Below are 14,178 nucleotides of genomic sequence, written 5' to 3'. Positions count from 1 at the left end.
GGAATGCTGCTCCCCCCTATTTATTATTTGTCACGCTTGAGTAACCAAAAATCACGAACGCTTTGTTTCAGAATTTCGACTGGCACTATATCCGTTTTTACAGCTCCATTTGAGAATGTCGCAGTAAATTTAAAAGTAGCTGTTCCAGGAGTCAGATCATTATAGGTAACATTCCATAGGTCACCAGTCCATCTTGTTTTACTGGTATCTGGTGTTAACCAAGTAACATCTCCCGTTTGTTCAAATGTGACCTTAACATTTATTGCAGAAACTGTGCTTGGTGATATAATTGTCGTTATTGTTCCATCGAGCATAAACCGTTCACCAATTAAAAACTGATTTATACTCCAAGGAGTATTGGCATCGCCGCTTTTCTCTATATTAAATAACTGACGATTATGTTCCCAATCCGCGGTATGGGTAACACTTCCAATGACACCTAAAGGAAGGACAATCACATTTTTGATTACTGAATTTGTGCCTCCATAAGGATCCGATTCTTGAAGTGTAACTTTGTACGTACCAACTTCTGCTGGAGATAACGATATATTGAGACCAGATGAAACAATGGTTCCTCCACTTGGAGCGGTAACCGTCCATTGATGCGTCAGCACATCACCATCCGGATCACTCGATTGATTCTTCATCGTTAACGTATCACCATCATAAGCCGGTTTAGGCGACCAATCAAAGTCTGCTAAAGGCGCTCGATTGATGAACATCCATGTTTGAGCAGAATAACTGGACCATACATTGCCATCATTGACCCTTACCCATACTCTTAGCTTTTGCCCTACAGGAAGGTTGCTGGTAACCGTCCAGCTGCCGGCCGTGGATGTTGTATTTTGAGCTAATTGCCCCGAATCGAGAATCATAACATTATTCGCTTCGTTTGTGATCTGGATTTGAAAGGCTTTGAATATCGTCCCTGCATCCGGATCGGTTTGGCTCCATTGCATCGTTGGCCGCAGAGAGGAAAATATCGTTGGTGCCGCTTGTGTTCCTCCTGGAACGGTCATTGTTGCTGTAGGCGGGCTATTGATGAGCATCCATGTCGGTGCTGACCAATTGGACCAATCCATCCCATCATTGACTCTTACCCGTACTTGCAGCTTTTGACCTGGTAACAAATCCATATTTACTGTCCAATTTGCAGTCGTTGAAGTTGTATTTTGGTTTTGTATCCCCGAATCCAACACGATACTACCCGATTCATTGGATATTTGTACTTGATATTGCTTGAATATGGCTCCAACATCCGGATCGGTTTGACTCCACGTTATATTTGGCCTAATTGTACTCATTATGGTTGGAGAAGCTAGAGTTCCATTTGGATTAGTTACAGCAGCAGCAGGTGGTTGATTAGGTGGAGCCAATCTCGCTGTAGTAAAGCTCTGTGTGGCAAAATCACTCCACGCACCATATTCGTCCTTGACCTGCATACCAACTATATACGTACCCATTTCTTGTGGTCGTGTAAGCTTTGAATTTACCGTGACACCGCTTGGCGTAATGTAATAATATTGCCAATCGAAAACCCCGCGTGTGGCCTGGTAGTTTAATCCTGTATTTTCTGTTGAGTATGCTCCCGTTAAATTGTCATAACGATCCGGATCATAGCTTGTATCTGTCCAGGTGATCACTCCGCTTGCATCAGCTGCTAAAGTGAATACTGCAATCGGTCTGCGATGAACGATCAATTTGGATTGAAAGGTATTGGACCATTTGCGATAAGCATCGAATACCATGCTGGGATACTTAAAGGCTATATCCGGATAGGGATCATCCTGTGCCCTCAACGAAACCGTATACTCTCCAACTTTATCGAATTGCAGCTGGCTAGAAGAAAATGTTTGGCCAACTAACGCCGAAATACCCTGATTATTGATGAATTTGGGTATGTGTGTATAGCTCCATTGAAACGTATTCGACATAGGATCATTCTCGGGATCTGTAAATAAAATGTTTGAGTAACGAACTGAAGCCGTAGCCGACCCTTGATCCCAAATTGCATAGCCGCCTACAAAAACACTAAGATCCTGCACATTTTTCACAAGCAAGGAACCAAAGGATACGAAAGACTTCTGCGTAAACGGTCCAAGCTTTCCAGAAGCATAATGCGAGTCTACAACTGAGAACACCGGGGCCTTATTCAGTGATACCTCTATCTTAGTTCCAAGTGTTCGGATTTTAAAATCATAGGAGCTTTTACTTACAAAAGTCCAAGGTATCTGACTTAAAACAGTTCTAGCACTTCCTACGTACTTGCTTAAATACAAAGTGGTTCCATTCGTTTCAACCGCATATCGATTTTCTGCATCTTGCATTCTAAAAGACATCCCCGCAAGATTGGTTACATCCGTATCATCATTCATCTGCATCGTAAAAGTTATCTCTGCATTGTCCCAAGGTTGCAGCGAAATAAATTGCCCGAGTTTGAAAGCATTTCGCACGATTGGACTTGTGGTAGGTGGTCCCTTTGTTATCCACATCAGCCCTGATCCTCGTAACTGTCCACTCGCAGAATAGCCAGGAGCACTATAATTATTACGTAATTCATACATACTCAACATTAAACCGTCACCAAAATACTCACTATATTGCCAATTTCCTAAATAATCAACATCTTGTACCCATGAGTTGCTGCCCAATCTCATTAAATTACCACTTGTTGGGGCTGTATTCCCTGAACACAAACCTTCTATCGTATAGGAGCATGTCGTTACCTCAAATGCCCCCGTGTTTGGATTTACAGATGGTGAACTAGTTTCAGTTGCGATACCTAAAGGCGATGGAACAACAGCCCCGGTATCCATGTTGACCATATCATCATACTCTTGAGACCACGCATAAAAAGAACCCGGAGGCGTAGCTGTATTCAAAGTTTTCACGATGATTTGCCGAGTATAAGGATTCAGCACGAAGAGAAATTGTCCGCTTTCCACATTTCTTTGATAATAATAAGGGTTGGCATAAGCGTCATTTCCACGTAATCTCTTCACCCAAACAACAGCTCCATTCTTGTCGAACTTCACAAGATTGGCTCCCGCAGAGCTTGTGGGATTATCGAACCCATTGATACCTGTGCCTGAGGTAGAAGATGGAAGAACACAGTTATTTCTCATGTATTGGTAACTATTGCCTTCACCGTCATATTTACGATCACCTAGCAAATTAGGAGTACATATATAGGCGGCTGGTGCGGAAGAATACCAAACACCCGTCATCCAATTCTGATATCTAGCACTTATCGTTTCCCAAAAAGGACTCAGACCCGCAGGAGCAGTTGGGTTGTATTGCGATAAAATATTCCCATTAAAATCATATTCTATGGTTTTAGCTGGACCCGACATAGGTGTACTACACCAACAACTATAATCCCATCGACTAAAGTTATATGCCTTCAATGAAGCAATGAATTTATCGCCTTTCAACTCAAATGAAGGTAAAGTGTAACCTGCGAGAACAGGATCAGTGTTAGGTGCGATCTGAAAGTTTTTTATATTTGCTCCACTGGTTGAATCATAAACATTGATATCGTAAACATAGTAACTATTAGTATACTGGTAATTACAATAACCACTGTTATCACAAGAATTAACCGCAGCAGTAGGATGATACCATGAAGTTATCCTTGCTATGTTTGAATCACTAAACTTAAAATCTTGATTTATGTAAGTCTCAATAGCACCAGGAACCATACCCGTTGGGTATCGCATCGTAAAGTCGCTATAACCTTGTACACTGTACCCTTGCGATGAAGGTCTATATGATGTTCCAGGACCAAGAATGAAATCATACGGATTCGGATCTAACCATTGGTGAGTTAATGTAGCATTGTTATAAGCATCCACAGCAATATTGTACTGGTATCTAGGCACTTTACTTTTGTTCATTGCATAAATGTATTTATTAGCACCGCATACGTATGAATAACTACCACCGTTACAATAAATAGGGTCGCTTTGATCAAAAAATAAATACTTTTTATTCGAAAACATCATAGATGAATACATGGCAGGAATAAGTTTTGAGTATGGAGCTGCAGGGTCCAATATTCTCTGATCTCCATAGTAACCACCCATCGGTATCAAAATGGGAGAATTAATTTGTACGGATTGCATAGCCCTCCAAGCTGATATCCTGTTATTCCCAAAACCATTATTATTCGCCCACAAGAAACCACCCGCAGGATAACAGGTTTGACCTGGGCAATAGGTATAACTCCATTTATTCTGTGATTCCATGCCTTTTCCTAAACCAACAGCTAACGCCCCTAAACTGTTTTTGTACCAAGCCATTTTGCTTTCATGGATATTTTTATTCACTTGATAGAGGTTCCAGTTATTGATCATCACATCTGCTGTATATAAAGTAGGAACATTTACATTGGGTAGTGGGTTATTCCCTTCTACCTTAAAAGAAACCTCCGGAGGTAAATTGGTTATATCTAAAGTGAGAGTCGCTTGGCTTTGGGTCGATGTATCCCCACATTTTCCATAATCCTCGCAGACCATTGCATAAAATAAATACTTACCTACTTTGGTTGGCGTGAAAACGGCTTTGGTTAGGTCTCCAGGTAAGGATGTCCAAGCATCATCACTGAAACCATTATTGTACGCATCGTATTTATATTTGTATTGAATAGATACGAGGGTGTCACCATCAGGGCTAGTAAATTGGTTAAAGATATCATAGGACTGCCCTCTAATGCCAAGTGGCGGTACGGCCAAACTCCCCACTGGAGGCAGATCCGGATGCACGATAATATTACATGTGCTGGAACCGAGTGAATCGAGTCCCGCACTGTCTGTAATTTTTTGCAATGTGGCTTGTACAGTGATATCGGAAGACGTTCCATTAATATAACTAGATAATTTGTTGACCCACACATCTTTGGTGTGATCGATAGTACGATTCAAAGGACTATAGCTGCTATCCGCATTGATCGCACCAGCTGCAATGGGACGATTCTCCTTCACAAATACCGGAGCCTTACATACGGGTACCGGGTTAGGTGGAATGACATTTACAGAGGTAGATTTGGTAGCCGAGGCCCCAAATATGTCATGGAAAGAAGCACTTGCTGAATGATTGCCCAGGCCATCCATCGTAATACTGTGATAACCGTCTGTGTATAGGCCAACTCCTGATTTTGTAGGGATAGTCTTTGTCCAGGCATCGGAGTTGCTAAAGTTAAATCCATCAAAAAAAATGGGATCTCCGTCAGGATCTATTGGCGTAGGAACAGTTGGATCATCAATGTAAACAAGATCCAGTTTGGTACCTTGCACCACTTGGGTTACGGGTGTTTTGGTTCCCGGATAGACCCATCCTAATATAAAGTCAGGTGGACGGTTACTTGTTGGACCATTTACCGTGAGTGTCTTGGGTCCAATCCATCCAGATGAACCGCAGGAGGTATCAATCATTAGTGATATATTATGTGTGCCTACCGCGATAACGGAAGGATAAGAACTATAGGTGTAAGTAGTATCTTGTGTCTGAGCTGTTAATTTTGAAGTTTGAACACTAATGCCGCCGCGCTCAATCTTGTAGTAATGATCAGTGTATGTACATCCAGCGGGGATCGTAAATGCTAAAGGGTGCAATGTGAAACTATCTCTATAATTTATGGTTGATGGATTTACTTGAAAATCACCGAGAATCACAGGTGATGGTGTAGGCGTTGGTGTGAGAGTATTAACATAGGCGACGATATGCCAATTGCTCGGATAATAGTATGTCGTTGCTTCGTAATCAACATGTACCTTGTTGTTATATTGATACCATATAGCTGATGGATCAACATAATTTCCAAACATCCCTAAGCGTGTAATTGAATAATTAAAAGTTTCAGTAAACTCTATTTTTGCATCATATCCATTCACAAAAGAAGTAGCCTTGATTTGTAAGTTAGGAGCCGGTTCTGAACCAAGTTCAAATCCTGCATGTGTCAAAGTCACGTTGGTTGCTTCAATTGGAACTGTTCCCCCACTCACAGCAAATCCGCTCGGATGAGTGATTACGTGAAAAACGTTATCATTGGGATCAGCACCCCAAACATAGGATTGGGAAGGAATTGTATAATAATTGTATGAATCGTTTGGCGGCGCTGCATCAGTGCTATGATGGGTGACGGCATTATCATCATCAAACGTCCAAGTATTGCTTCGAGCGTTCCTTAGCCATTTAAAATAGCCACTGTAAGAAGTAAGCCCGCGAACATTTACGGCTTTCGCTTGGCCTGTTATTGCAGGTAAACTATAAATCGATCCGCTGCTTAGTGTCAAAGGGGCGCCGATTTGTACCCCCGTTGTGATATCCTCAATGACAACTTTTTGAATCGTAGCAGGATTTACACCTATATCTACCTTGGATGGGGAAGGAGTTAAGGATGCACTTGAACTATAAAATCCATCGCTAAGTAAAACTGTGCTTGTTGAAGTGGAATACGAAACTGCCCCCTTATCCATTGCACTAACTCTCGTATTATTCATAAAGAAAATGCTTATAATCATTAAAGCAGCCAAACCAAGAGCTATGACCCTCTTTTTCATGACTCCCCCCCCTTTACGATATAGAATTGCTACTGATGTAAAGTCGGGTCAATTTTAGATTGACCCGACTTTGTGATAAAGAATCCCTATTGATGTATGTTAGGGTCTAGCTTAGATTCAAAGAGTCGAACAGGTTTGCCATTAAAATCACTAGAAGGGTAATAATTAATAACGAAGATTTGATCAACATTTTCAGCAAACAAATCCCCTTTTGGGAGCACGAATGCTGTTGTGTAATCCTGCTCTCTTAAGTCATTAAATTCGTGTCCAGGATAATTGATCTCAATGGCTCTATCACCAACTTTTGACACTGAATCTGCAACTTCCAAATCTAGAAGAGTGTCCGGATCCTTCGCATAAGCAGCATTCAAATCTACATTTTTCGGAACGATATGCCCAGGTGTAAATTCACCGAATTGATAGGCAGGAGAAATCCCATATTTTTTACTAACCTTAATATGGTTTATTCCCAAGATCACATAGGAATTGCTTGGAATCGATCTGTATTTTCTATCAGAGCCCCACCATTTAAGATCAGATGGAACTAATCCTCTATTCGGATCAGTAGGGTCGGACATATCGACAACAACCAGTTTCATAGTTTCGTTGATGAAATTTCCGTTGTCCGCACTAAAATACATGTTTTCAGCCTTAAAGTTATTGTTTGTGTATTCCCCGATCCCATTGGAGAAATAACGTGGCAGCACCGTTACAATATTCGTCTTATGCCAAGCTATTTCCGCATTTGATAAGGCGTACTTATCAACCTCCAGCTTGCCTCCCCCATTTACCGTTAAGATCCTCTCGATGATCGTAACCGATTGGGCGCGTGTTGTAGACTTTTCAGGGGCAAGCTCTCCATAGGACAACCCTTGAATCAGGCCCGCTTTAGCAGCATTGTACATTAGCAATTTATCCTCGATTTGTGCGTCTTTGTCTTGGAGTTTGTCATCTGTAGATCTAACTGATATCCGTGCCATTTCGAGTCGAGTTATGGGCTTGCTAATATCAGCTGAAGGAAAATCAGTAGGTCGTAGAATTCCCTTATCCGTAGCAGCTGCTATATAGGGCTTGTACCACTCAGATCCCGTTGTATCACCCGTAATCGGAAGCTTCATGGCTGTAATGGCCATTTTCAAAAACTCAGCGCGGCTTACATTTAACTCCGGACGGAATGTTGCATCCTCATAACCGTCTACGTACCCCTTTTGAACTGCTTTATTAATAGCATCCGATGCCCAATGGTTGGATATATCAGAAAGGTTAACATTGGCCTTCGTAGACGTAACTACAAGGGTACCAGTGGCACTAATATTTTGGGCTTCGCATCCAACCATGAAGACAGAAAAAGCAAGGATAGAAAATAACGTTTGTTTGATCATATAATGATTATCCTCCTTATTGTTTTTTTAATGAATTACCTTGCCTTACCTCGTATTAGGGAAAATAAAAAAGACGAAAGGAAGTGATCCCCGCGTCTTTCGCCCTAATCAATTAATTAACCCATCTATGCAATTTGAGACCATGGAATGCAACAAAATGACGCAATTCTTCCTACTGCCACATGCCACCCATAGGGTTTATACCTTCGAGGTCAAACTCAAAAAAACTAGTTATTTACCCGCTTATTTTAGCATGGTTATACAAATTATGACAACCAGAATTTTCATTTTTTAATCGACTTGTCCTTATATCGATAAATCGCTTGCTTGATGGTAACGGGTTCCCCTTTTACCCTGTATGCAACTTCAATTATTCCAATTACACTCGGTCCGTATAAGGTTTCTTTCACAGTGATAGTTTGCCCGCGATACACAACATTTTGTTGAAACACATAAGGGTAAATCGCAAACCCATAGATATCTTTAGGGACTTTATCATCGCCAACAAAAATCATACCAACGATTTTAATCGGCGCGGCAAATATAGAGTTTTCTTTAGGCGAAAGATCAGAATTTAGCATCAATGTACTTCTCAGTGCGTGCTTAAAATTAGTTAGTCCCTTGGTTTCATCAAAAACGATGCGTCCCTCTGCCATCTCGGTTACGAGAGGTACAGCTGCATCATGACATGCGTCGATAGTTGCAGAGTATGACCTCATTTCACCAGTCAACATGATTCTATCAAAGGTCTCATATTGCAGAAAAAGAGCAAAAATAATGGATGTTATGATGATTCGAAAAACCATATTCATGAGTAATCACCCGTTCCACTGGTTCGTAATACATTCTAAGGAGCATACTCGGTTTTGATAGTGCGATAAGCTGTATACTCACTGTTAATCATACTTCCAAAAAAGATATATAGCTGACGAGGGTATTTAATTTTTAGTAGAATGTCTTCATTAACCTGCCCTATTGCTTTACGTTGCGTTATATTGACATCACCCTCAATGGTAATAGCCGAGGCGTTCATCCCTCGTACTGCAACTAGGTTGTCTTTTATCTTCTGTTGAAGAGCATTGGTTATGTAGCCAGCTGGAGGCGCCTTTAATATAGCTTCGCTTGCTTCCATCTCAATATACATTGCGTTTTTGCTATCTGCGTGATTTAAAATGAGAGCAATCATCATGAAAGTGGTAATTAACAAATAAAGAATCATTTTAAAAGTAAAACTCATCATATACCCCCAATCGAAAAGAAATGGAAAAGGGCAGGGTAATCCCGCCCTCCCTTTTACGTGGCCCTAACTTACTTATAGGAATTTACTACACTATCAACCCTTGTGGTTGCTTTATCCTTGGCATCGGAGGTCTTTGGCGCCAAACCGGATGTTGTTGCAAAGATTAAAGTAGCTACCAGGAAAGCAGTAATTCCGAAACCTAATACTTTCTGCCATGTCCAACTCATTGTATGAACAGCTCCTTTTTAGTTATTGAATGCGATCAATCGAGTTTCCTTAAGGGGCATATCCGCCAACAACCGTATCGACACGGGAGTTCGCTTTTTGCTGCGCATCATTTGTTTTTGGAACCAAACCTGTCCCTGCTGCAAATATGAGTGTTGCCACTAAAAAAGCAGTAATGCCAAAACCTAATACCTTTTGCCATGTCCAGCTCATCCTAAAAACACCTCTTTCGAATTAGTAATTTATATCAAAGGAATAAGACCATAAAAACATGGCAATCACAAACCATAGTACGGCTAAGCCGGTTCCGGCTATATTCACCATAAAGAGAATCTGATTCAAATCATTCTCTCTTGCCTCATAGCTGGACTGCTGTTTCTTGTTTAAAGTCTCGGAGTTTTCCCTTAACATCTTAGAGAGCTCAGCGTAGGGTACACTGTCCATATCTCGAATCATTGAAGCTAGATAGGCTATCTCCTCATTAACAGGATGCCTTTGCTGCAGATGGATAAGCGCGATGTCCTTCCCGTGGCGCCATTCATGTTCAAGAAGGATTAAATCTGAGTTAATGATTTTAAAATAACCTTGATATTTCTGCATAAGGGACAGCACGCTTCTTTGAGAACTTTCCTGCACCTCATTGCGAAGAAGCTGTAAAAGTACGTGAGTCTCTCGTGTTACCCGATATCGACGCAATTTCTGAAAAGTTGGAGCAATAATGTTAGAGAAAACGGTAAAGTTCTTCGTGCTCGGCCATAAACTGCTGTAAAGCACCAAAAGCGCCACAAGACCAAATAATAGGGATCCATTGTTCGTTAACCATCTGAGCATAATCAGCATCAAGAAAACACCACTGATCATGTCTCGGAATACCTTTATTTTTGCGGCGTTTACTCGCAATCCCATACTCCGAACAAGTGTACTTTCGTCCTCATTAGCATAAAGCTTCTGCCAGCTGCTTAAGCGTTCCTTGGCCTCAAGCTGTACATATATCCTCATTTCATTGACAGCAACAATCCGCTGCCCCTTTCCAATTGAAAGTATCATGGAGACCGATGCCAGTAGAATTAGCGAGAATGCGGTCCATAAGATGATGTCATACAAATGAGTATTGAAAACCGACATTCACATTCAACCCCTTACAAATCGAATTTCCTACGTGAAATAATTAAATTGACCACGATCGCCATAAAGCCAAAAAATATCCCACCCACAAACATGGTCGAACCTAATGGGGAATCAAACATAAATTTCTTTGCTCCCGCGGCCCCCATCATCTTAATACCGAAATAATGGGCTCCATATAGAAGGGGAAATGCAAAGAAACCAACTTGTACGATCTCCCGCTTCTTCGGTTTATCCTCATGACTTACGCGCAGATAACCATGCATTTGCTCAATTAGACTGCGCAGACCCTCAGATATCTTCTTCGATTCCCTTCTCCCCGAGGAGTTTTGTACCAATCCATAAGATTCACGGAACATAATGAAAAACGTTGTCGCGAAGATAGATCCGATCTGGTGTTCAAATACCTCTAGTTCAAAATGTAACTTTGATTCTTGCTTACGCTGCATAGCCTGTACAACACGAAATGTCATGCTTTTGAATGTTCCCGTTTGCAGAACGTCCGTTAAATCTATAAGGGCTGGATATACGTCAAATTTCTGTAGGTATTTTCGTTCGAACTCTTCCACATATCCCAAAAATTGATGGCTAAGCTTTGCTCGGCGCCGCTGCACAACCGCTCGCAAAAGTAAAAAAGGTATAGTCATAACCCCAAGTCCGATAATAATAGGAACGATATAACTGAGTTGACCAAAAGGAAGAGGATTGCGCCCAGAATTAAAGTAATTCTGCTCGACCCATATGCCTGTTCCAATACCCAGAATCACACTGATTGATAATAAAACGTAAATGAGTAGCCGTGTCATGATAGGAGTGAGTATCACCAATGCATTCAAATCAAGTGCGAGAACTCGGTACCAAGAATCTTTAAAGTAATCCTCGGTTTTTCCCTTTGCATTAAAGGCAGGGTTATCATAAAAACGCGAGTCAATTTCGTGCTGCTTGGCTAGCATCTGGGAAGCCTGCAAAAAAATTAGAATACCGCCGCTAATCCCACCAAAGAGAATTAAAATCATGGAAATTGGGATCCAGTAATAGCTGATGAAATACATAATATTGGAAATCACATTCATTATTCATTCCCTCCCCATTGAAGGGAAATCTCAAGTTCCTCCGAAGGAATTGGATGTAACTCAGCGAGATTTTTCAGTGCTTTCATGCCCTCATCAAAACTTTCACGGTTTTTACGACGCATCCGATTTTTCAAACGAGGATCGATATTGTCATTAAATAACCAGTCCTGTCCGTCAAACCACATCAAGCGCCGACTCGTTACCGTCAGTGTTAAAGCATTAAAAACGATTTCCGAAATTTCGACATTACGAAGCGTTGTCTGATCTTCACCCAGCTCCATAACGAAAACAAAATCGATGTGATTCGCATAATCCGTCAGAGCAATTCGGTAATTCATACCGCTAACCCAGCGTATCTCTTTCCGCGCTAGCGTCCCCGGTACGTTCGTTGAATCCTTCTCATGCATGGTTGTTATAACAAAGCCTGTTGTATTGGCACATGCTTCCTTGTACATGCTTGCTTCAACCTCACGAACCTCACCAATGACATACTGCCCCGGATCCTGCCGTAATGTTCTTGGAAATACAACGGAAACCATGGTTTTATCATCGCCTACAAATTCGGTAATATCTCGATCTGGAAAGTGGGCTTTCAGGTTAAGTTCCCACGCATTCTCCGCAAGAACTGTGATCTTATCCGTCTCCGTTTCTGCAAAAAGCGAAAGTACAAGTGTAGACTTCCCTGTTCCCGGCTCTCCTGTGGCGATGCATTTAGTACCGCAGCGTCCAAGCATTCGGTAAATCGGGATCGCTAGCGCCGGGATGGTATTAAGCTTTGCTTGCTCGAGCAAAGTGAAATGATTAACCGTACTGCGCCGAAATACAATTGTCGGCCATTTGGATAGAGGCGGCTGCGTAATGACAACTCGGGTACCATCATACAATTGAAGTTCGGAATACTGCTTATCCCGACTCATGACTTCGTTTTCATCATTACGCATAAGGTTCTCAATTAACCGGTACACGTCTTTGATATTCCGGTATTGTTCATGCGTTCGATGCTTCTCTCCAACCTTTTTGTATTTTACTTCCGTCCCATTTACCCTGCATTTGCCTATCGAACGGTGACGTTCGAGCCATACGCTCACAACGCCAAGACCCCATATTTCATGAAAGAGGGCATCAACGAGATTTTGGTAAACGGATGGATGCTGGGTATCATGCAGCTTCAATTGGTCAATCTGCTGCTTAATAATGGTTTTGATTGCTTCCACATTTTCCGGATGACCAATGGTCGCTCGGTGCTGCTGAAGCAGGTACGCTTTCTTTTCATCATCGCTTTTCGCATTTTCAAGCCGGCCATCAAAGAATTTGCTCATGATCTCCATCGTATGGTCGAACGCGGCAAGCGAGTAAGCCTGCTGAGCAGAAGATTCCGGTCTTTTTGTGTTTTCCTTTGTATAATCCATAAGTGAGCTGACTGGAATCTCTTTATATAACCTAACATTTAGCTTTTCTTCTAAAACAGACACTTCAATTTCACCCCGTTCCTAAACGTAAAGATTTCAGGAATCCTGACTTTTCGGCTTTCTGCTCTTGAAGCGGCAAATTGTAGTCAGCAATTAGCAAATCCACTAACTTGGTAAGGCCCGTTTTGTAATGCTTTGAGTTTTGAGCTGCAAGCGCTATATAAGGCACACTTGCGACATTCGCTGAATTCAGGTAGGTCGCGATATTCATTTTCGTCTCTGATCCCTGTCCTTCAAAGTTCATAATAAAGGACGACTTACGCAGATCGATATCAAATTGGTGCAGTAAATGAGGTGTAACCCCATAAAACTCATTCATTTCTTCTGTTTTGCTTGTTGCCACCATGTATTTGCGTTGTATTGCCTTTAAAGCCACAAGCGTATAGGAATTATCCCAGTAAGGACTCACGTCTAGTAATGTAACATCAAACGCATGCTGAACAATTCCAATGATTTGTTCCATTCGGTTCGGAATGAAGGTACGGGCATATTCCAAATGAGGGTTCCCGGTGATTTCATAAATTCTGTCGTTCTCAGAAGCAATCTCACGAACACGCTCAGCGGTAAGACCGCCTGATTCATACTCACGGTACAGCTGAAACATACCTTCTTGCTTTGAATTAAAGTCATACGGATTGAGGCGAATGATCCCGATATGTGCATTCGTCTTCTCTGTCAGCTGCTGGGCAATCGAATCCACAATTTTAGAGGTGCCCGATCTACGGTGACAGGAAACAAAAGCTACAGCCGTTTGGCGCTGAACCTGAAAACGTTCGGGAAAAACAGCTCGCGCAATATCTTCTTGAATTTGTGAATCGGTTCGGTCGACAAGAAAAGCGGCTCCTTTTAATTCACACGTTTCCTTTGCCTGCTCATAGTCCGTGTCAAGACCACGGCGTACCCCGTAAACATAAAATATCCGCGAATGGGGGTATTCCGTCATCGCGTACTCGAGCACTTGAAGCGAGGTGTGATCCAGAATCAACACATCGAATTCAATTCGCTCGGAAAGTGCATATACATACTTCGTATTTTGCATATCTTTAATGTTTTGGATGATGGGAGCCAGTCGGCTTGTATTTCCAATAACAACAGCTTTCATTT

10 protein-coding genes are annotated in these 14,178 nt (G+C 41.8%); all 10 read right to left on the bottom strand.

The annotated features are described in order from the left end of the window. Window positions 1–23: 23 nt before the first annotated feature. Complete coding sequence (locus BLV33_RS27945) at window positions 24–6,560, bottom strand: glycoside hydrolase family 78 protein (RefSeq protein WP_090799630.1); 6,537 nt, start codon at window positions 6,558–6,560, stop codon at window positions 24–26. Window positions 6,561–6,646: 86 nt separating this feature from the next. Then, window positions 6,647–7,942 carry an S-layer homology domain-containing protein gene (locus BLV33_RS27940; RefSeq protein ID WP_090799628.1) on the bottom strand — a complete coding sequence of 432 codons (1,296 nt, stop codon included), beginning with the start codon at window positions 7,940–7,942 and terminating at the stop codon, window positions 6,647–6,649. Between the two features lie 284 nt (window positions 7,943–8,226). Continuing rightward, on the bottom strand, window positions 8,227–8,754 hold the full coding sequence (locus BLV33_RS27935) for a hypothetical protein (RefSeq protein ID WP_090799627.1): 528 nt from the start codon (window positions 8,752–8,754) through the stop codon (window positions 8,227–8,229). A 35-nt stretch (window positions 8,755–8,789) separates the two neighbouring features. Next, entirely contained in the window at window positions 8,790–9,179 is a 390-nt protein-coding gene (locus BLV33_RS27930) for a hypothetical protein (RefSeq protein ID WP_090799625.1), read from the bottom strand. Window positions 9,180–9,250: 71 nt separating this feature from the next. Further along, window positions 9,251–9,409: a hypothetical protein gene (locus tag BLV33_RS29605; protein ID WP_171909411.1), complete on the bottom strand. Its 159-nt coding sequence runs from the start codon at window positions 9,407–9,409 to the stop codon at window positions 9,251–9,253. 49 nt (window positions 9,410–9,458) lie between these two features. Beyond that, on the bottom strand, window positions 9,459–9,620 hold the full coding sequence (locus tag BLV33_RS29600; protein WP_171909410.1) for a hypothetical protein: 162 nt from the start codon (window positions 9,618–9,620) through the stop codon (window positions 9,459–9,461). A 21-nt stretch (window positions 9,621–9,641) separates the two neighbouring features. Continuing rightward, the gene (locus tag BLV33_RS27925; protein WP_090799624.1) at window positions 9,642–10,532 is read right to left on the bottom strand and encodes a hypothetical protein; all 891 of its coding nucleotides are present in this window, start codon (window positions 10,530–10,532) and stop codon (window positions 9,642–9,644) included. A gap of 14 nt (window positions 10,533–10,546) precedes the next feature. Further along, on the bottom strand, window positions 10,547–11,605 hold the full coding sequence (locus tag BLV33_RS27920; RefSeq protein ID WP_090799622.1) for a hypothetical protein: 1,059 nt from the start codon (window positions 11,603–11,605) through the stop codon (window positions 10,547–10,549). Next, window positions 11,605–13,077 (bottom strand): ATPase, T2SS/T4P/T4SS family, encoded by a 1,473-nt coding sequence (locus BLV33_RS27915; protein ID WP_090799621.1) that lies wholly within the window; start codon window positions 13,075–13,077, stop codon window positions 11,605–11,607. The genes BLV33_RS27920 and BLV33_RS27915 overlap by 1 nt, the downstream gene beginning before the upstream one ends. Window positions 13,078–13,084: 7 nt before the next feature. Next, window positions 13,085–14,176, bottom strand: a complete 1,092-nt coding sequence (locus BLV33_RS27910) for a hypothetical protein (RefSeq protein WP_090799619.1) — start codon at window positions 14,174–14,176, stop codon at window positions 13,085–13,087. Window positions 14,177–14,178: the final 2 nt, after the last annotated feature.

Source organism: Paenibacillus sp. GP183 (assembly GCF_900104695.1).
Classification (GTDB): Bacteria; Bacillota; Bacilli; order Paenibacillales; family NBRC-103111; genus Paenibacillus_AI.
Note: the sequence above shows the minus strand (reverse complement) of the source record. Positions and strands in the feature narration are given on the sequence as shown.

Coding starts and splice junctions, on each gene's coding strand:
- BLV33_RS27925 (WP_090799624.1), bottom strand. CDS start 10,532: ATGTCGGTTTTCAATACTCATTTGTATGACATCATCTTATGGACCGCA.
- BLV33_RS29600 (WP_171909410.1), bottom strand. CDS start 9,620: ATGAGCTGGACATGGCAAAAGGTATTAGGTTTTGGCATTACTGCTTTT.
- BLV33_RS27930 (WP_090799625.1), bottom strand. CDS start 9,179: ATGAGTTTTACTTTTAAAATGATTCTTTATTTGTTAATTACCACTTTC.
- BLV33_RS27940 (WP_090799628.1), bottom strand. CDS start 7,942: ATGATCAAACAAACGTTATTTTCTATCCTTGCTTTTTCTGTCTTCATG.
- BLV33_RS27945 (WP_090799630.1), bottom strand. CDS start 6,560: ATGAAAAAGAGGGTCATAGCTCTTGGTTTGGCTGCTTTAATGATTATA.
- BLV33_RS27910 (WP_090799619.1), bottom strand. CDS start 14,176: ATGAAAGCTGTTGTTATTGGAAATACAAGCCGACTGGCTCCCATCATC.
- BLV33_RS27935 (WP_090799627.1), bottom strand. CDS start 8,754: ATGAATATGGTTTTTCGAATCATCATAACATCCATTATTTTTGCTCTT.
- BLV33_RS27920 (WP_090799622.1), bottom strand. CDS start 11,605: ATGAATGTGATTTCCAATATTATGTATTTCATCAGCTATTACTGGATC.
- BLV33_RS29605 (WP_171909411.1), bottom strand. CDS start 9,409: ATGAGTTGGACATGGCAGAAAGTATTAGGTTTCGGAATTACTGCTTTC.